The organism is Roseateles sp. YR242, from assembly GCF_900109745.1.
GTDB lineage: Bacteria > Pseudomonadota > Gammaproteobacteria > Burkholderiales > Burkholderiaceae_C > Roseateles.
Genome location: NZ_FOAV01000002.1, coordinates 447,826 through 465,548 on the forward strand (window position 1 = coordinate 447,826; position 17,723 = coordinate 465,548).

The window sequence follows — 17,723 nt, forward strand, 5'->3', positions numbered from 1 at the left end:
CGCTGTCCTACTGATAGGTGACGGTGATGGTGAGGCTGTCGGTGTAGGTCCCGGGCGGCACGGTGAGCTGGCGCCCGGGAATCCGACCGTACACGGTAAAGACCAGACCTGGCGTCAGCCCCACGGCATCCAATGTCACCGAACCCGCGCCCCGGCCCGTCGAATTGGTGCCGTCGCCCCAGACGGTGGTGTAGTTGCTGTCGCCATAGACGTTGTAGGACAGCGTGTTGGCGCCTGAGGCCATGCGACGGGTGGCAAAGCTGGACCCGCCTCCCGTGCCCAGATCGACGGTGAAGGGGATCAGCAAGCCGACCACGCCGCCACAGGTGACCTTGATGGTGCCCGTCGAATCGGTCGTGCCGAACGCCATCGGGTTGTAGGCGGCGAACACGATGTTGGTGACCACGACGCTGCACGAGCACAGGGCCGGCAGGCACAAGGCCTGTGCGTGGGAGGCCGCGCCAAGGGCCGAGACACACAGCAGGAGCCGAATCAGGCGCCTGAGAGGCTTCAGACGGGAACGCAAGAAAGTGGTCACTGCGGGCTCCTGGATGAAGAAGGGGTCGTGGCCATCGGCTGGCAGATGATGGTGCCCAGTTCGGGCAGCTCAAGATCGCCTGGCGGCAGCGTGATGCTCGCATCACAACCGCCGCCAGGCCAGCGCACTTCAATGCGTTGTGGCCCCGGCGCTGCGCCGAGGCCGGCGACAAAGGCGCGTCCGTCCAGGCCCACCGGGAAGCTGCGGGTCTGGCCGAAGGGGCGCAGATCGGCGCCGGCCGGAATCGGCGCCCCATGCTCGTCCACCAGCCGGAAAGTGGCGGTGCGGCTGATGCCGATGGGGAAGCGGATTAGCGAGGCCCGGCGCGCAGCCGGCGTCACCTGCAAGTCCAGGGATTCGATGTCGGCATCCAGCGGCAGGTCGTCCGCGATCACCCCCACCCGATTGACCTGGTAGCCCCGCAGCGTGGGCAGGAAGGCCCGGCCGCTCGCGTCCGTCCGCGCCACCACCTGGTTGTCGTGGGTGACGCGGACATTGGGCTGGTCGGCCACTTCAACCACCGCAAAACCGCCGTCCACACGCCGCCCGGCATAGGCGCTGCCATCCAGCCAGGCCATGCCGCCGCTGGCGCCGGCACGCACATCCGTGCGCCCTTGCTGATTGGCAACGCCGCCATTGAGCGCCACGTGGCGGTCCTGCCACTGCGCCTGCAACTGGCGCCGCCCGCCTGAATCCACCTGCACCTGGTAACCCACCCCTTCGCCCGGCGGCGGGTTGTCCTGGAACTGCACCTGCCACTGCTGCTGGTTGGGCTGCCCGCCGCCACGCTGGGCCTGCCAGCTGGTGGAGATGTTCTGGTGGTCCCCGAGGGGCAGGGTCCAGAACACGGACATGGCCGTGCCGCCCCCGTCGCCCGACTTGAGCATGGACAGGCCCACATAGCCCCAACGGCCCAGCCCTCGCCCGGCATTGAATGTCCAGAGCTTGGACGCCACCGACACGCTGCCGTCGGTCACCGTCCGCTGCGGCAGGCCCTGGTAGACCATGCCCATGCCCAGCCCCCAGCCCTGCCACTGCGTGCTCACCGTGGCCGAGCCGCTCCAGCGGGCAGAGACCGGCTGCCCCCGCTGCACGAAGCCCGTCGAGGCCCGCCTCACTTCCACCGCGCTGCTCCATCCGAAGCCCTGACGCTCCAGGCCCAGGGTACCCAGCCAGCCCTGGCGGGCATCCGTCTCATTGCTGCGGCTGCCGGCGGCGGAGACGTTGAGCGTGCCCAGGTCGCCCAGCAGCCAGAGACCGGAGGCGCCGACAGTCTGCTGGTCGGTAGCGACCTCGCCCCGCCCTTCGGCGGTGAACCGGTCGGTGATGCCACGGCGCCAGGTCACCTGACCGAGTGCACGCCCATAGCGGTTGCTCTCAATGCCGTAGTTCTCGCGCAGCCAGCCCAGCTCGAAGCTGTAGCTGTCCAGCCCCGGCTTGAGCAGCGCCGGGCTGATGTAGTAGGGCTGCACCACCACCTGCTCGCGCCCCAGCAGGTCCTTGACCACCGTGCGGATCTCCCCCTGCCCGGTCACCAGCGGCAGGTCGGTGATGTCAAACGGCCCGGGCTGAACACGCCCCTGCAGCCGCTGGCTGTTGTTGACAAAGACATCCACCGTCGATGGCAACGAGGCCTCCCCCTTCAAGGTCGGCAGCGGGAAGCTCAGAAAGCCGGGGCGCAGGGTGAAGTCCGACGCCCACTGCACGCCGCCCATGCGCAGCGCGCGGCCCCAACTGCCGGCTTGGGCAATGGTGTCCCCCAGGCGCAGGCTGGCGAGCTGCTCGGGCCGGTCCATGGTCCACCGGGTATCCAGCCGGGTCCAGCCGCCATCACTGCGATAGAGGTGCAGGTGGCTGAGATCGCCGCTGCCGGTCAGCACACCGATCTCCGCCAGGCCGTCCAGGGTGGCGTCGCCGCCCAGCCGGCGTTGCCATTGCAGGTCGTAGTTGCCAAACAGCCCGAACTGGGCCGGCAGCGTGACCTGCGTGGCAGCGCGATCCAGCTCGATCTTCTGGTCGCTGAAGGCCTGCGGAGGCGCCTCGATCTCCAGGGTCTGGCTCAGTTCCTCGATGCGCCAGCGCACCAGTTCCCCCGGCGCGTCGCTGAGGATGAGATAGAGCTCGTTGTCGATCATCCGCGGCGGCAGGGCGGGGGGCCGCAGCTTGAGTTCCTGCCAGAGCACCTGCGGCATGGCCAGCCCTTCCTGGACCCGCACCGCACGCACCGTCTGGGGGCGCGCTTCGCCATTGATGCGCAGGCCCAGCAGCAGGGTCTCGCCAAAACGCGGCGCCGCCGCCGCCCGCTCCGCAGCCAGCCGCTCCAGGGTGCGTTGCAATTCTTCCGCCGACACCTGTCCAGCCGCCGCCAGCGGCGCGGCCAGCAGGGCCGCACACCAGTTACTGGGCCGTCGTGCCCAGCGCCACATTTTGCAGGCCCTGGTCAGTCATGACCTGGAGCGTGCTGCTGGGGTTGGTGGGTGTGGCAATGCGGAAGGTTCTCTGCTCACCAGGGAAGATGACACTCTGTGCACCGGACACGGCCAGTACCTTGTTGTCGCCGGTCGCCCCGCTCAGCCGCAATTCGCTGACCTTGAGATGGACGTTGCCATTGTTGGCGACCGTGGCCACCGTCTCGCCGCTGGAGGCCCGCTGGACCTGCCAGTTCTGCGCGCGCTTGACCTGGTTGGGGGCCACATACACCGGCACCCGCAAGGCCACCAGCACCCGCACCTGCCCTGACACCCGGTTCTCGCTGGCGCGCGCAACCGGCACCTCTCGCAGCACCATCCGGTAGGTGGCCTCCTGCTGCAGGTCGGGCGTGCGCCGCAGGCCCACACGCAGGATCTGCGTCTGGCCGGGCTGCAGGGTGAAGATGGGCGGGTTGACGATCAGCTCCTGCGTCGGGGCGTCGATGTCCTGGCCCGCCTGCCGGGTCCAGGCAATCGCCTCCGCCTGCATCACCACCACTTCGTTGCCGTTGTTCTGCACCTGCACGGTGGCGCGGTCGTTCTGGCGGTCCAGATGCACATTGACGGGCATGATGCTGACGTCGGCCGCCCAGGCCACAGCCCCGGCCGCCAGCAGCCAGAGACCCGCGCACATCGTGCGCATCCTGCATAAGCCGCCTCGCATCCGGGCGGCCCATCGTGATCGAGATCTGTCCATCTGTCCCCTCCTTGCGGTGGGCACCTGCCGATCACGGCCAGCACCCCACCCGCGCTGCAAGCGTTCAATAACTGATCGTCACGGTGACGGTGTCGGTGTACACCCCCGGCGGAATGCCGGTCAGCGAAGGCAACCGGCCGTAGATCAGGATGTTTTGCGGATTGCCGGATCCCTGGGCGCTATAGGTGGCACTGGCGGTGCCATTGCCCCAGATCGAGGTGCGCCCGGTGTCCACATAGAGTTGGTAAGGCAGCGAATAGCTGCCGCTTTTGAGCACCCGCCCCGTGTAATTCGTGCCACCACCAGTATTGGTGCCCGCATTGAGCGAGATGGTGTACGGAGTGGTGGCAGTGCATTGCACCGTCAAGGTGGACGTGGCGTCAGTCGCGCCCCCACTCACCGGATTGAGCGCATTGCCGAAGTTCAGGGTGGTGCCTGATAACGAGCATGAACTCGTGACCAGCACGGACGCCCCGATGGCGCTGTTCACGGTACCGGCCATGGCCGGCTGAAAAGTCACTGCGGCGCCCAAGCATGCTGCCGCTGCTGTCATCGCATAGCTGTGCCAATGCATAAGCCGCTTTGCTGGACGATCCTGTACGGCGCATACTTTCTCACGACTAAGGGCTCCCCTCTAAAGTGGGTGCTCGGTTCGTGAAATGGGGCATGGGCGGACAGGTTGAATTCAGTTCCAATCTATCCATCGACAACAACACATAGCTTTCAGCCCAGGTCTGGGTGTCAGTGCTGATGTAACAAGTCTTCAGACACATGAACAACGCTGCAACGATCACCGCGCTGAGGGTCGTCCTGTTTTCTGTCCTCGCTGCCCTGCTGTCCTTCGGCGTCGAGGCGGCCCCCAACACCACCAGCGGCACGCTCACCGTGGGCGCCACCATCCTCGTGGCCTGCAATGTGGCCGGTGGCACCCTGAACTTCGGCAGCACCATCGATCCGCTGCAAAGCAGTGGCCCCATCGATGCCAGCACCAATCTGTCGGTCACCTGCACCAACACCACGCCTTACAGCGTTGCACTGAGCGCGGGTGCCAATGCGGGCGGCCTGAACGCCTTCAGCGCTCGCGCCATGAAAAGCGGTACCAACTCGCTGCCCTACCAGCTGTATCTGGACGCGGCCCACAGCAAGGTGTGGGGCAATGGCACCAACAGCAGTGTTCACACCGGCACCGGCACCGGCACGCAACAATCGCTGACCGTGTATGGCCGCTTGCCAACCGTCGCGAATGCCGTGCCGGGCGACTATTCGGATACCGTCACGGTGACGATCACCTACTGACGACCGCGCCCCCAAGACAAAGGCCGCCCAAGGGCGGCCTTTGCGTTTTCAGGCGCCAGGTCAGACCGATGCCGGCTGATAGCGCTCCAGCCAATGCGCATAAGGTGCCGGCAGCACCCACGACGGACGTTGCTGCTTGAGCTTCATCGCCGTGTGGTAAGGCCAATGCGGGTTGGCCAGTTGTGCACGGCCCACCATCACCAGGTCCATCTGGCCGGACGCCACCGCGTGCTCCGCCAGTTCCGCCGTGTCGATGCCCCAGGACGATGCCACCGGGAGGCCGGCTTCACGCTTCACGCGATCAGCAATGGGCCCCAGGAATGCGGGGCCCCAAGGGATCTGCGCGTCCGGTGTGGAGAAACCCACGCTCACGTTCAGCAGGTCCAGGCCCGCTTCCCGCATCTGGCGCGTCAGGCCGATGGCCTCCGCCAGCGTCTCTTCATCACGGCCATCAAACTCGATCACACCGAAGCGCGCCGTCAGCGGCAGCGATTCCGGCCAGACCTCGCGCACCGCCTTGAGCGTCTCCAGCAGGAAGCGGCCACGGTTGGCGGCACTGCCGCCGTAGTCGTCGGTGCGCTGGTTGGCATGCACTGAGAAGAAGCTCTGCGCCAGGTAGCCGTGCGCAAAGTGAAGCTCCAGCCACTGGAAGCCGGCATCACGCGCGCGGCGGGCAGCCGCCACGAAGGCATCGCGCACCCGCGCAATGTCTTGCGTCGTCATGGCCTGCGGTACGCGCGGCAGGTGCTTGCCAAAGGCCACGGCGGAAGGAGCAACCGTGGTCCAGGCGCGCGGGTCGCCTGCGGGGATGTGGTCGTCGCCCTGCCAGGGCAGGTTGGCACTGGCCTTGCGGCCGGCATGGCCGATCTGGATGCCGGCCACGGCACCACCGGCCTTGATAGAGGCCGCAATCTCGGCCAGGCCGTTCGCATGCTGGTCACTCCACAGGCCCAGGCAGCCCGGCGTGATGCGGCCTTCGGGCAGCACACCCGTCGCTTCAACGATCACCAGGCCGGAGCCGCCACGCGCCAGTCCGGCGTAGTGGGCCTTGTGCCAGTCATTGACCAGGCCATCCACTGCGCTGTATTGGCACATCGGCGGCACGGCGATACGGTTGCGCAGCGTGACGCTCTTGAGGGAGAACGGGGAAAAGAGAGCGGACATGGGACTCCTGGAAAGATGGCAAGGCGCCGTGTAGCGCTGTAGTGGTGTAGAGGACGGCAGAACGACAGAGCACAACTGCGCAAGGCGTGGAAAGCTGAGCCGCAGGTCGGCGGGAGGGGTCACATCAGGGCGTCCCTGCCCGTTGCAAGCCACGGGATGGGTCGAAGGGGCGACCAGCGGACGCCCATCAAACCGACTTTCATGTCGTAAAACGTACGGCGTGTTTCGCACACGTGTCGCGGTATGTCGTCGCTGTTACACCACAAGGAATAACCGGACGCCGAACTGTGTGACCTTTGGCCGAGTTCTTTTTGGGAGCCCCTGCCTAAACTCGTTTGCAACTAGAAGCAATTCGGGCAACAAGAACATGCGTATGACCTACCGCGGGTTGATGGCTGCTGTGCTGACCGCTGTTTCCTTTGGCGTGCTGGCGCAGGTGCCCTACGTCTTCACCTACAACCCGGGCCCCAACCGCGGGACCAAATGGGTGGTGAAGGCGTCTGACGGCGTGGATGAGTCGGCCGCCTCGGTGCTGACCGACGCCCCGCGCGCCGTCTGGGCACGGGTCTGCTACACCATCGGCCCGTCGGACAGCGTCGTCACTCTGTACGCGCAGACCGGCAACCGTGATCCCAAGGGCACCGAGCTGGCCTGGGGCGGTTGCGCCGATGTGTTCGGCACCAGCATCTGGATCGGCAACCCGCATGGCCAGCCTGTCGGCGGCTATTACGGGATCGCCCCCGCCACGCCGGCGCCCTGAGCGCCGCCCGCTTCGTCGGATCGACTGGTTGACCGATCGATTGATCCCCTGGCAGGCGGGCACCCGCCCGGCCTTGCCTTCTCGCCTGTTCCGTTGAGAACCCATCTGGAGGAATTTCATGTCTGCTGCTCTCGCTCCCCTCGCCCGTTCGGTGCTGAAGCCCGCGCTCCTGTTGTCCCCGCTGCTTCTGGCCGGCTGCCTGGCGACGGCGCCGACCATGGGCGAGAACAAGGGCACGGTCTCGGGGGCGGCCGGCGGCGCCACGGCCGAGAACCAGAACTCCAAGCTGGAGCATTGCGACGAAACGCTGGGCACCCTGTCCCTGTACGAAGACCCGCAGGCGCCTTGGTGGTCGCAGATGCGTGAGCGCCAACTGGGTTCCACCCTGCCGGTCATCCGCCTGATGGTGCAGCAGAGCAATTGCTTCGTGGTCGTGGAGCGCGGCAAGGCCTTCGCCAACATGGAGCGTGAACGTGCCCTGATGCAGTCCGGCGAAACCCGTGCCGGCAGCAACTTCGGCCAGGGCCAGATCGTCGCGGCCGACTACACCCTGTCTCCGGAAGTTCAGTTTTCCGGCAAGACCGGTGGCGGTGGCGGCGGCATCGGGACCGGCGCGTTGGGCCTGATCACCGCCGTGGCGGCCAGCGTGAACCAGAACGAGGCCTCCACCACGCTGCTGCTGGTGGACAACCGCTCGGGCGTGCAGATCTCTGCGGCCGAAGGCACGGCCAAGAACTTCGACTTCGGCGTCCTGGGTGGTGGCCTGTTCGGCAATACCGCGGTGGCGGGTGGCGCCTACGCCAAGACCCCGGCCGGCAAGGTCGTGACCGCCGCATTCGCCGATTCGTTCAACCAGATGGTCAAGGCCCTGCGCAACTACAAGGCGCAGCAGGTCAAGGGTGGCCTGGGTACCGGTGGCCGGCTGGGCGTGCAGGGCGGCTCCACCGCAGCCTCCAAGGACGCCGATGCCGCAGCGGCAAAGCCCGCCGCCGCCGCCAAGCCGGCCGCCAAGAAGGCGGCGGCCAAGCCGAGCACCACCACCACGCCGCCAGCGACCACCAAGTAAACACTTGGAAGACAGTCCGCAGGTACTTGGCTGCGGCACCGCTGCGCTGCCGCTGTGCCTGTTGCTGTCCCGCCGCCCTCCCGGCGGCCGCGTGACGTAACGTCTGACACCCGCGATGTCTTCTCTCGCGGGTGTCCCTTTTTTCCGCCGCTGGGTCTGCCGCTTGCTGACAGCGTAAGCGCTGCTTCGGCCGCTCCGCTCTCTCTCGACCTCCGGGAAAGGAGGCTCTCATGCTTACGCGCGTCGTTCCAGGCGACCCCCGCGTTCTTACCGCGTTGCTCGACACCGTTGCCAATACCTGTGGCGCGACGGCCTGCGAGCTCGTGTGGGACGGACAGGTCGTGGCCAGCGGCCACGGCATCGCCCCTGAAATCACGGCCGCACTGGACGTGCGCTGGGACCACGTGGTGGCCCAATTGCGGGTGATGGACCCGGAGCCCAGACAGCTCTCTCGCGACGAGCGCCGCGCCTTCCGAAGCGCCACGGTGTGCCTGCAGGCCTACCTCGTCGCAGCCGCGTCCATTCAGCCCATCAGCAACGAAGCGCGCCTGAGCGACAAACTGCAGGCGGCTCTGGAATACCTCTCCGACGCCCTCATCCTCCTGGGCCGAGATGGCGTTGTGGAGTTCGTCAACAGCGCCTTCGAGGAGGCGACAGCGCGCTCCCGCTACACCCTGCTGGGCCGCCCCTACTGGGAATGCTTCCCCGCCTCCACCAACGACCGACGCAGCAACGAGGCTCGCGCTGCCCTGCAGGCCGGGCGTTCCTATACCTTCGAGGAATACGTCGAGCGGCTGGAAAAATGGTTCGAGTTCCGCGCATTCCCATGCAGCGAGGGCGCGATCGTCCTGCTCATCGACATCACCACCCGCAAGGCCGACGAAACAGCGCGTGTGCAGTTGGAGGAAAAGCTCATGCGTGCGCAACGCATGGAGAGCCTGGGCACCCTGGCCGGCGGCATTGCGCACGATTTCAACAACATCCTGGCCGCGATCCTCGGGCATGCCGGCATGGTGGCGGACGAATCGTCGCCGGACTCGCCCCTGCGCGACCATATGGACCAGATCCGCCGCGCGGGTTCACGCGCCCGCGAGCTGGTGCAGCGCATCCTGGCCTTTGCCCGTGGCGGCGGCGAGGAGTTCTGCCGCCAGCCGTTGACGCCCTTGGTCAGCGAGGCGGTGGACCTGCTCAAGGCCACCCTCCCCCCGTCGGTCCGCCTGGAGGTGGATCTGGGGGACGACAACTGTGCAGCCACCGTCAGCCCTTCCGAAGTGCAGCAGATGGTGATGAATCTGTGCACCAACGCCTGGCAGTCCATGGAGGGCGGGCAGGGCACCATCCGCATTCTGCTGCGCTGCGTGACCGTGCAAACGCCGCGCGTGTGCACCATCGGCCAGCTCGCCCCCACACAGTACGCCGAACTGTGTGTGGAGGACGATGGCGCCGGCATGCCGGAGTCGGTCAAGCAGCGCCTCTTCGAACCGTTTTTCACGACCAAACCTCGCGGCCAGGGCACGGGCCTGGGGCTGCACGTGCTGCATGGCATCGTGGATCTGCACAGCGGCGCCATCGACGTGCGCTCCAACGAGGGCGCGGGCACCCGCTTCATGGTCTTCCTGCCGGTGGTCGAGGCCGAAGGGCCGGTGAAGGTGGAAGCCCTGCACCAGGCGATGCGGCCGGGCCATGGCGAGCCAGTGGCCTATGTGGACGACGATCCCATCGTGCTGATGATGGTGGAGCAGTTGCTGATCAAGGCCGGTTTTCTGGTGTCCGTGTTTGGGTCGCCCGAGGAATTCCTGACCGTCATCAGCGCGAACCCGCAGCGGTTCCAGGTGCTGGTCACCGACTTCAACATGCCCAACATGAATGGCGCGGAGCTGGCGGTGGCGGTGCGATCGCTCAACCCGGAACTGCCCATCGTGGTCACCACCGGCTTCATCTCGGACGAGCTGGAAGCCACCGCCGAAACCCTCGGCCGCATGGCGGTGCTGCAGAAGGAACGCTCCTACGAGGAATTGGCCGAGCTCATTGCACTGGCGGTACAGGGCTTCCCGGAAAGCCGGTTTGGCGATACGGGGCTGGCGACGCTTTGAAGCCCCGGGCCGCCTTGAACAGGACGCCCACCACGAGGATCAACACGGTGCCCAGCGCGTAGGACAGCACGTCCATCCAGTCCGCTGTGCTGCCCACGATGACGCGGAGCACCGGGTTGCCGATGGTCCAGCCCATCACATGGGACACGTACTGCGACAGCTCCACCGCGCAAGCCACCGCGAAGGCGGCCAGTGCCACCCGGGGCGTGGAGGCATCGATCACCATCGCCAGCAGGCAATGGACAAACCCCACCACGATCACGTCGCCCGCATACCAGCGCAGCCAGGCCATGTGCTGGCCGATAGTGGCGATGGCGGCTTCAATCAGGAAGATGCCGATGGCCGCAAGGGCGTAGCGGCCACTGAAGCGCCAACGCCAACGCCGGGTCGGCATGGCCTGTGGCAGCGCCAGCAGTGGCAGCGGTGCCAACACGGGCGGTGATCCCGTGCGGGTTTCGGTGGCGGCAAGTTGCCGGGCCAGTGTGCGGGCAAACGAGGGATCGGGCGACGTCTGGTTCATGCCGGCCAGCGTAGGCGGGCCGGGTGAGCTCAGTGTGAAGTCACGTTCCGAACGAGCAGCACCTTCAGCGCGCGCTCCGGTTCCACATCCTCGAAGCTGGCCGGGTTGGCGAGCCGTTCCACGATCTCGAACCCCGGGGCCTCGGTCGTGATGACCTCGCGCAGGAAGGCGCTGTCGAGCTTGGGCGTGTTCAGGCAGACCAGGGCATGCCCGCCCGGCACGACCAGTTCCGGCAGGCGGCGGGCCAGCCGCGCGTAATCCTTGGTCGCCACGAAGCTGCCTTTCTGGAAGCTGGGCGGATCCATGATCACCAGGTCATACGGTCCGGCCCGGCGGATCTTGGCCCAGGAATTGAAGATGTCGTGGGCCAGGAACTGCACGCCGGCCTTCAGCTCGTTGAGCTGATGGTTGCGCCGCCCGATGGACAGCGCACCGGAGGCCATGTCCACATTGACCACCTCACTGGCACCGGCCTGCAGCGCCACCACCGAGAAGGCGCAGGTGTAGGCAAACAGGTTGAGCACCTTGCCGCCGGGCCGGGCCAGTGCCCACTCACGCACCCAGCGGCGGCCCTCGGCCATGTCGAGGAAGAAGCCGTGGTTCTGCCCCTGGAGCAGGTGGACGAGATAGCGGGTGCCGTCCTCCTCCACCACATGCTCCGCCGGCACCTCGCCGGCCATCACGCGGTTGGCCGGCCGGAACTCATCGCGATGCTGGAAGACCCAGTTCAGCGGCTCGCCTGGCGCGATCACCGCCCAGCGGGCCTGCAACGCCTGACCGATGGTCGCCAGCGCCTCGTCCGTCACCGGTGCGAAGCTCGTCAGCAGCAGCACCGGCGGGAACGCGTCCAGCGCCCATTGCTCATGCCCGGGGAATCGCCCGCCCCGCCCGTGGAAAAGGCGTCCGGCCGCCGTGGGGCGACTCATGGTGGCGATATGGTCGAGCAGGGCTTGCATGGCGGGGAAGCACGGACGCTTTGGCGGGGCGCCAGTGTAATGACCCCCAATTCCCGCACGAATGCGCGCACGAATTCCCGCGCGAATGCCAGCACGGATCCCCCATCGCTTGCCCGGTATCACTCGGCCAGCGTCAGCACCTTGAAATCCCGGAGTTGCCAGTGGCTGGTGGTGGTGCGAAAGGCAAACCAGCCCGAGAGATAGGGCGACGCGTCCGTATAGCTGAAGATCAACTGATCATTGGCATACCACTGCAGCGTGGCCGGATTGGCCGTAGTGGCCTGCCGGGAGACGATGCGCACGTTCACGGGGGTGTTGGCCACGAGGCTGGTGGCGGGGGTCATGGCGCCGGCCTTGTCATCGGCGGTGGCGGACGCGGTGGTCGCGTAGCCGGTGATCTGCGGGCGTGCGGCGGTGCCGTCGTAACGGCGCAGGCGCGTGGTGGTGTTGCCGTTGGCGCCAAAGCCGACGTAGTACAGATGCAGCGGGTTGTAAGCCGCCAGCGTGCCGTCATAACCCACGGCCGTCGGGTCCTCACTGGCGGTGCCGGGCACGGTGGCATTCCAGAAGACGTTGAGGTCAGAGATCCGGTTCACGTAGGTGGTGCCGAAGGTGGCCGGAATGGGCGTGGCGATGAAACGGATCTCGTAGTTGCCGGTCAGGCGCTGCTTGAACCAGAGCGTGGCGCCTGAGGGCTGGACGATGTCCAGCACGCCATGGCTGGCCGTCACGGTGCCGGTGCTGTCCTGCTGCTCCACCTTCCATTGGCCCAGGCCATTGGTGAAATCATCACTGGCCTGCACGCGGGCGATGGCGTTCAGGCTGAAGTCCCCACCACCACAAGCCGCCAGCATCGAAGCGGCCAGGCACAGCGTCAGCGCGCGGCGTGGCCCCCCAGCCGCAGGGGCGCCGCCCGGGCCGGAGGCTCCCGGCACGACGCTCAGAAATGAAGCAAGTGAAGCACGAAGCAGCGGACGCAGAGGACGAACAACAGCAGACAGCATGGAGGAAGCCAGACAAAAGTGGCCGGACAGTGCGGCGGGGCCGCCATGGTTCCAGCGCAAGGCGTCTGCGGCTACAAAGCTTTCTGCATGTCGATGCTCGGGGAGCGCGCAACGGGGTTTAACCCTCGGGCGCTTGCGCACGGAGACATTTGCTTGGGCTCCGCATAATCAATGCTCCCGCGCCGGCGCAGACCGGCCCCTGCTGATCAAGACAAGCGGAGCTCCCATCGTGAAGACGTCCTTCTCCCGCCGCGAGGCCCTCACCCACCTGGCTGGCATCAGCGGCATCACCGGCCTGGGGTCCGCCGGCTCCGCCTTGCTGCTGCCCGCCCTGGCTCACGCACAAGGTGCCAGCTGGCCCACCAAACCCGTGCGCTTCATCGTGCCCTTCGCCCCGGGGGGCAGCTCGGAAATCGTGGCGCGGGCCACCTCGGTGGAACTGGGCAAGCTGCTGCACCAGAGCGTGTATGTGGACAACAAGCCGGGCGGGGCCGGCAACGTCGCCATGCAGGAAGCCGCCCGCGCGGAGGACCAGCACACGGTCATCCTCGGCCACATCGGCACCCTGGCGGTGAACCCTTTCATCTTTGCCAAGCTGCCCTACGACCCCAACAAGGACTTCCGCCCCATCTCGCTGCTGGCCAAGGTCCCGTCGCTCTACCTTGTCCATCCGGACCTGCCGGTGAAAAACCTCAAGGAGTTCGTGGCCCTGGCCAAGAGCAAGCCCGGGCAGCTGAACTACGGCTCTGCCGGCAACGGCAGCGCCGGCCATCTGGCGTTTGAATACCTCAAGATGGCCACCGGCATCTTCGTCACGCACGTGCCTTACCGGGGCACGGGCCCGCAGCTCACCGATCTGCTGGCCGGCCGGCTGGATGCCGCGTCCGTGGGCGCGCCGGCGGTGATGCAGTTCATCAAGGCCGGCAAGCTGCGTTGCATCGCCACCGGCACCACCGAACGCCTGCCCCAGCTCCCGGACGTCCCCACCGTGGCCGAGCAGGGCTTTTCCGGCTTCGAGATGACGCAGTGGTACGGCCTGCTGGCGCCCGCCAGCCTGCCGCAAGCCGCGGCGGACATTCTGGCGGCGGCCGCCGCCAAGGCCATCAAATCGCCCGCCGCGCTGGAGGGGCTGGCGAAGGAAGCCGCGATCGCGGTGGGCAGCACGCCGGCCGAGTTCACCCGCTTCATCGCCGAGGAGCAGAAGCGGTGGAAGCCGGTGCTGATCCGCGCCAAGGTCAAACCGGACAATTGATGAAACGGCGGGGCTCGCCGCCCGCACCCCGTGATGCATCCTCGTGACGCATCTCGTTGACGCATCTCCGTGATGCATCCCCCTGATGTCGGACCGTCCGTCGCATCCGGCGCACGCTGGACGCGGCTCTCCACCCAGGCCCCTGAATGGCAATGCACAATCCGCGCCCGGGAGGCTGGGCCGCAGCCCCGCTCCCGTCTCCATGAACAAGGGAAACCCGGGGCAGACCGTGCGGACGAACACATGGCTAATGGCGCTGATCAGCATCCTGGTGCTGATGCTGGCCATGCCCGTTCGGGCCGAATTCAGCGAACCGTCGCTGGCACAGTGGACCCATCGCAGCTGGCTGCCTTCGGAAGGCGCCCCCACCGAGGTGGTGGCAATGGCGCAGACGCGCGACGGCTACCTGTGGCTGGGCACCAGCGCCGGCCTCTTCCGCTTTGACGGCGTACGCTTTCACGAGTTCCGCCCGGCCGGCAGTGACGCCCTGCCATCCCTCAACATCTCCAGCCTGCATGCCCTCACGGACGGCGGCTTGCTGGTCGGTTACCGCTTTGGCGGCATCTCGCGCATCGAGGGTCAGCACCTGCGGCATTTCGGCACGGCCGAGGGCGTACCTTCGGTGGTCGTTTATGCCTTCGCCGAGGAACGCAGCGGTGTGCTGTGGGCCGCATCGCTGCAGGGGCTGCTGCGCTTCGAAGGGGGCCACTGGGAGCGGATGGACAGCCGCTGGAACTACCCCGCCCAGCGCGCCTACGAGGTCCTGGTGGACCGCAGCGGCACTGTTTGGGCCGACGACGGTACCCAGTTGCTGAAGCTACCCCTGGGTGCCCGTCGCTTCGAACCCACCGGCCTCAAGGTCGATCGTGCCGTGCTGCAGACCAGCGCGGGCGGCGATCTCTGGGTGATGGACGCCCCCCACCGCCTGCGGGTGCTGCATGCCAGCGGCGCGGTGAGCGAGGTCCCGGACTGGTCCAGCTATGCCAGCCCCAATGCCATGGTCTCGGATGCGGAGGGGCGCCTGTGGGTGGCCGGCTATCAGGACGGCATCCATCGTGTGTCTCGCCTGGCCTCCGACGCCAGCTCGCCCTTGCAGGTGGAGCCTTTCGGGCGCCAGAACGGCATGACCTCCAACTACGCCTTGTCGGTACTGGAAGACCGCGAGGGCACGGTCTGGGTCGGTACGCGGGCCGGGCTGGACCAGTTCCGCCCGCCCAAGTTCCGGCCGGTGGCGCTGCCGGAGTCGGCGGTGCAGATCACCATTGCGCCGGGCGCCAACGGCGAGCTGTGGGCAGGCGGTGTCGGGGCGCTGCTACGCGCCGATGCCAACAGCGCCATCACCATGCCGACCAAGGTCTATTCCACCACCGCCATCCGGGCGCCGGATGGCAGCGTCTGGATGGGCGGCCCGGGCCGGCTGTGGCGGATCGACGGCGGCAAGGTCACCACCATGGACATCCCGCCCGAGGTGGGGACCGGCGATGTTCAGGCCATTGCCGTGGAGCCCGATGGCGACATCTGGGTGGCCATCGTGCGCGCGGGCCTGTTCCGCTGGTCCGGCGGGCAATGGCGCAAGGACGGTGGGTTGCCCGGCTTGCCGGGGCTCAACCCGCTGGTGGCCGCGCAGGACAGCCAGGGGCGCACCTGGTTCGGCTACCCGCACAACGCGGTGGCGATGCTGTCACACGGGCGTCTGACCGTTTTCACCGAAGCAGACGGCATTTCGCTGGGCAACATCACCGCCATCGCCACGCAGGGCAGCCGGCTGTGGATCGGTGGTGAGATGGGCGTGGCCTATCTGAAGGATGGCCGCTTCGTGAAGCTGCGCACCGCCGAATCCACCCGCATGGCGGCGGTGTCCGGCCTGGTGGTGGTGCCTTCGGGGGACCTGTGGGCGGCAGAGCGGCATGGCGTGTTCCGTATCCGCGCCGAGGCCCTGGAGGCCGCCATCACGCAGCCCGACACACCGGTCTCCGGCGAACTGTTCAACTACACCGACGGCCTGCCCGGCGTGCCGCAGCAGCACCGGCCCTTGCCCTCCGCCGTGCTGGGCACCGACGGCCGCCTGTGGGTCTCCACTGCCAATGGCCTGGCGTGGATCGATCCGGGCCGGGACGTGCGCAATCATCTGGCGCCACCGATTTCGCTGGAGACGGTCACCGTCGGCACGTCGAGCTGGGCCACGGATACCGCCTCGCTGGTCCTGCCCGCAGGCAGCCGCGACCTCAGCATCGCCTATTCCGCCCTGAGCCTGGCGCGGCCGGAGCGCGTGCGCTTCAGCTATCGGCTGATTGGTTCCAGCGAGCAATGGAGCGAACCGACCGCGCGACGCGAAGCCTTCTTCACCAACCTCGGGCCGGGCCGCTACCGGTTCGAGGTCATCGCCGCCAACGACTCCGGCCTGTGGAACCGCCAGGCTGAGCGCTTCAGCTTCGACATCGCGCCCTTCTTCTGGCAGACCGCCTGGTTCAAGGGCCTGTGTGTGGCACTGGTGCTGGGGGTCCTGTATGCGCTTTATGTTTTGCGGCTGCGGCAGATGTCGGTGAGGCTGCAGCAGCGTCTGAGCGAACGGCTGGGCGAGCGCGAGCGCATCGCCCGGGAACTGCACGACACGGTGCTGCAATCGGTGCACGGCCTGATGCTGCAGATCCACCGCCTGGCCAAGCCCGGCGGTGTGGGCGGCAGCAGCGATCACATCGAACGGGCGCTCAGCAAGGCCGAGGCGGTGATCCAGGAGGGGCGCGACCGGGTGGTGGGGCTGCGCCAGCGCAGCCATGCGCCACAGGATCTGGAGCAGGGGCTGAGCCTGGCGCTGGAACAACTGGCCACCGGGGCCTCCGTGGCACGGACGCTGGACACCGAAGGGGCCGCCTGGACCTTGGACCCGCTGCAACTGGACGACCTGTTGCCCCTGGTGGGCGAGGCGCTGTTCAACGCAGCTGTCCATGCCCATGCGACCCGGATCGCGGTACGCGTGCGCTGGATGCCGCACGAGGTGGCGGTCAGCGTGATGGATGACGGCAACGGCATCAGCGAAGAGACGCTGACCCAGGGCGGCCGCCCTGGCCACTTCGGGCTCACCGGCATGCGGGAGCGGGCCCTGCGCATCGGGGCCGTGCTGCAGATCGGCCGGGAGGATCCACGAGGAACGCGTGTGGAGGTGCGCGTGCCCCGGCGCGGCGCCAGCAGGCCTGGCCTGCTGCGCCGCTGGTTGCGCCGCAGCCGTCAGTCCTGGCCGACGAAGGCGTAAGGGCCGCCACGCGCCAGCGCGCGCTGATAGGCGGGGCGGGCATGGATGCGCGCCAGGAATTCGGTGAGACGGGGTTGTTTTGCCACCGCGCCGCCACGCATGGCAGCCGCCTCCAGCGGGAAGCTCATCTGCACGTCGGCCGCGCTGAACTCGGCGCCGGCGAACCAGGGGCCCTTGCCCAGCTCGGCTTCGAGATAGTTCATGTGGTTGGTGATCTGCGGCTGGATGAAGGTCGACTTGGCCTTGCCGGCAATCGCCTTGGCAATGGGCTTGATGAAGAATGGCAGCGGCCCGGACTCGATCCGATCGAACACCAGCTTGAGCAGCAGCGGCGGCATGGCCGATCCCTCGGCGTAGTGCATCCAGTAGCGGTAGCGCAACGCATCCGGAGTGCCAGGTGCGGGCTTGAAGCGGCCTTCCCCATAACGGTCCACCAGGTACTCCAGGATGGCGCCGGATTCAGCGATGACCAGTTCCCCATCGGTGATCACCGGCGATTTCCCCAACGGATGCACCTGGCGCAACTCCGGCGGCGCCAGCATGGTCTTGGGGTCGCGCTGGTAGTGCTTGATCTCATAGGGCAGGCCCAGTTCTTCAAGCAGCCAGAGGACCCGCTGCGAGCGGGAGTTGTTGAGGTGGTGGACGGTGATCATGCGTGG

General features: G+C 67.2%; 15 protein-coding genes. 6 read left to right on the forward strand and 9 right to left on the reverse strand.

Annotated elements, in window-relative coordinates:
* Positions 1-7: 7 nt before the first annotated feature.
* The 4 genes from BMY53_RS05640 to BMY53_RS05655 form a co-directional block, all read right to left on the reverse strand.
* Positions 8-538: a Csu type fimbrial protein gene (locus BMY53_RS05640; protein ID WP_177200735.1), complete on the reverse strand. Its 531-nt coding sequence runs from the start codon at positions 536-538 to the stop codon at positions 8-10.
* Entirely contained in the window at positions 535-2,964 is a 2,430-nt protein-coding gene (locus BMY53_RS05645; protein ID WP_092944505.1) for a fimbria/pilus outer membrane usher protein, read from the reverse strand. Before BMY53_RS05645 ends, BMY53_RS05640 begins: the two co-directional genes overlap by 4 nt.
* On the reverse strand, positions 2,936-3,640 hold the full coding sequence (locus BMY53_RS05650) for a fimbrial biogenesis chaperone (protein ID WP_177200736.1): 705 nt from the start codon (positions 3,638-3,640) through the stop codon (positions 2,936-2,938). The genes BMY53_RS05645 and BMY53_RS05650 overlap by 29 nt, the downstream gene beginning before the upstream one ends.
* Positions 3,641-3,767: 127 nt before the next feature.
* A complete protein-coding gene (locus BMY53_RS05655; RefSeq protein ID WP_177200737.1) occupies positions 3,768-4,205 on the reverse strand; it encodes a Csu type fimbrial protein in 438 nt (145 codons plus the stop codon).
* 269 nt (positions 4,206-4,474) lie between these two features.
* Between BMY53_RS05655 and BMY53_RS05660 the strand changes: the two genes are divergently transcribed.
* Positions 4,475-4,999 (forward strand): Csu type fimbrial protein, encoded by a 525-nt coding sequence (locus BMY53_RS05660; protein ID WP_092944511.1) that lies wholly within the window; start codon positions 4,475-4,477, stop codon positions 4,997-4,999.
* Positions 5,000-5,059: 60 nt separating this feature from the next.
* Here the strand turns inward: BMY53_RS05660 and BMY53_RS05665 are convergent, their stop codons facing one another.
* Positions 5,060-6,163 carry an NADH:flavin oxidoreductase/NADH oxidase gene (locus BMY53_RS05665; RefSeq protein ID WP_092944513.1) on the reverse strand — a complete coding sequence of 368 codons (1,104 nt, stop codon included), beginning with the start codon at positions 6,161-6,163 and terminating at the stop codon, positions 5,060-5,062.
* 367 nt (positions 6,164-6,530) lie between these two features.
* On the opposite strand from BMY53_RS05665, the gene BMY53_RS05670 reads away from it, so the two are divergent.
* The 3 genes from BMY53_RS05670 (at position 6,531) to BMY53_RS05680 (ending at position 10,082) form a co-directional block, all read left to right on the forward strand.
* Complete coding sequence (locus tag BMY53_RS05670) at positions 6,531-6,923, forward strand: hypothetical protein (RefSeq protein ID WP_143073931.1); 393 nt, start codon at positions 6,531-6,533, stop codon at positions 6,921-6,923.
* A gap of 118 nt (positions 6,924-7,041) precedes the next feature.
* On the forward strand, positions 7,042-7,989 hold the full coding sequence (locus BMY53_RS05675; protein WP_092944517.1) for a CsgG/HfaB family protein: 948 nt from the start codon (positions 7,042-7,044) through the stop codon (positions 7,987-7,989).
* 230 nt (positions 7,990-8,219) lie between these two features.
* A complete protein-coding gene (locus BMY53_RS05680; RefSeq protein ID WP_092944519.1) occupies positions 8,220-10,082 on the forward strand; it encodes a hybrid sensor histidine kinase/response regulator in 1,863 nt (620 codons plus the stop codon).
* On the opposite strand, the gene BMY53_RS05685 is transcribed toward BMY53_RS05680, so the two are convergent.
* From BMY53_RS05685 to BMY53_RS05695, 3 genes are all read right to left on the reverse strand, one after another.
* Complete coding sequence (locus tag BMY53_RS05685; protein WP_092944521.1) at positions 10,015-10,602, reverse strand: DUF2809 domain-containing protein; 588 nt, start codon at positions 10,600-10,602, stop codon at positions 10,015-10,017. The two genes, BMY53_RS05680 and BMY53_RS05685, sit on opposite strands and share 68 nt — an antisense overlap.
* 29 nt (positions 10,603-10,631) lie before the next feature.
* Positions 10,632-11,558 (reverse strand): class I SAM-dependent methyltransferase, encoded by a 927-nt coding sequence (locus BMY53_RS05690; RefSeq protein WP_092944523.1) that lies wholly within the window; start codon positions 11,556-11,558, stop codon positions 10,632-10,634.
* A 119-nt stretch (positions 11,559-11,677) separates the two neighbouring features.
* Positions 11,678-12,562, reverse strand: coding sequence for a DUF6250 domain-containing protein (locus BMY53_RS05695; protein ID WP_177200738.1), 885 nt, complete (start codon positions 12,560-12,562; stop codon positions 11,678-11,680).
* Positions 12,563-12,830: 268 nt separating this feature from the next.
* Between BMY53_RS05695 and BMY53_RS05700 the strand changes: the two genes are divergently transcribed.
* Together BMY53_RS05700 and BMY53_RS05705 are read left to right on the forward strand one after the other, a co-directional pair.
* On the forward strand, positions 12,831-13,814 hold the full coding sequence (locus BMY53_RS05700) for a Bug family tripartite tricarboxylate transporter substrate binding protein (RefSeq protein WP_255370071.1): 984 nt from the start codon (positions 12,831-12,833) through the stop codon (positions 13,812-13,814).
* Between the two features lie 250 nt (positions 13,815-14,064).
* A complete protein-coding gene (locus BMY53_RS05705; protein ID WP_177200739.1) occupies positions 14,065-17,064 on the forward strand; it encodes a sensor histidine kinase in 3,000 nt (999 codons plus the stop codon).
* Here BMY53_RS05705 and BMY53_RS05710 read toward each other — a convergent pair.
* Positions 17,040-17,717, reverse strand: coding sequence for a glutathione S-transferase family protein (locus BMY53_RS05710; RefSeq protein WP_092944529.1), 678 nt, complete (start codon positions 17,715-17,717; stop codon positions 17,040-17,042). The two genes, BMY53_RS05705 and BMY53_RS05710, sit on opposite strands and share 25 nt — an antisense overlap.
* Positions 17,718-17,723 lie beyond the last annotated feature (6 nt).

Excerpts from the sequence above, each read along its gene's own strand:
- BMY53_RS05645 (WP_092944505.1), bottom strand. The coding sequence starts at position 2,964 with ATGTGGCGCTGGGCACGACGGCCCAGTAACTGGTGTGCGGCCCTGCTG.
- BMY53_RS05650 (WP_177200736.1), bottom strand. The coding sequence starts at position 3,640 with ATGTGCGCGGGTCTCTGGCTGCTGGCGGCCGGGGCTGTGGCCTGGGCG.
- BMY53_RS05655 (WP_177200737.1), bottom strand. The coding sequence starts at position 4,205 with ATGGCCGGTACCGTGAACAGCGCCATCGGGGCGTCCGTGCTGGTCACG.
- BMY53_RS05660 (WP_092944511.1), top strand. The coding sequence starts at position 4,475 with ATGAACAACGCTGCAACGATCACCGCGCTGAGGGTCGTCCTGTTTTCT.
- BMY53_RS05665 (WP_092944513.1), bottom strand. The coding sequence starts at position 6,163 with ATGTCCGCTCTCTTTTCCCCGTTCTCCCTCAAGAGCGTCACGCTGCGC.
- BMY53_RS05670 (WP_143073931.1), top strand. The coding sequence starts at position 6,531 with ATGCGTATGACCTACCGCGGGTTGATGGCTGCTGTGCTGACCGCTGTT.
- BMY53_RS05675 (WP_092944517.1), top strand. The coding sequence starts at position 7,042 with ATGTCTGCTGCTCTCGCTCCCCTCGCCCGTTCGGTGCTGAAGCCCGCG.
- BMY53_RS05680 (WP_092944519.1), top strand. The coding sequence starts at position 8,220 with ATGCTTACGCGCGTCGTTCCAGGCGACCCCCGCGTTCTTACCGCGTTG.
- BMY53_RS05685 (WP_092944521.1), bottom strand. The coding sequence starts at position 10,602 with ATGAACCAGACGTCGCCCGATCCCTCGTTTGCCCGCACACTGGCCCGG.
- BMY53_RS05690 (WP_092944523.1), bottom strand. The coding sequence starts at position 11,558 with ATGCAAGCCCTGCTCGACCATATCGCCACCATGAGTCGCCCCACGGCG.
- BMY53_RS05695 (WP_177200738.1), bottom strand. The coding sequence starts at position 12,562 with ATGCTGTCTGCTGTTGTTCGTCCTCTGCGTCCGCTGCTTCGTGCTTCA.
- BMY53_RS05705 (WP_177200739.1), top strand. The coding sequence starts at position 14,065 with ATGGCGCTGATCAGCATCCTGGTGCTGATGCTGGCCATGCCCGTTCGG.
- BMY53_RS05710 (WP_092944529.1), bottom strand. The coding sequence starts at position 17,717 with ATGATCACCGTCCACCACCTCAACAACTCCCGCTCGCAGCGGGTCCTC.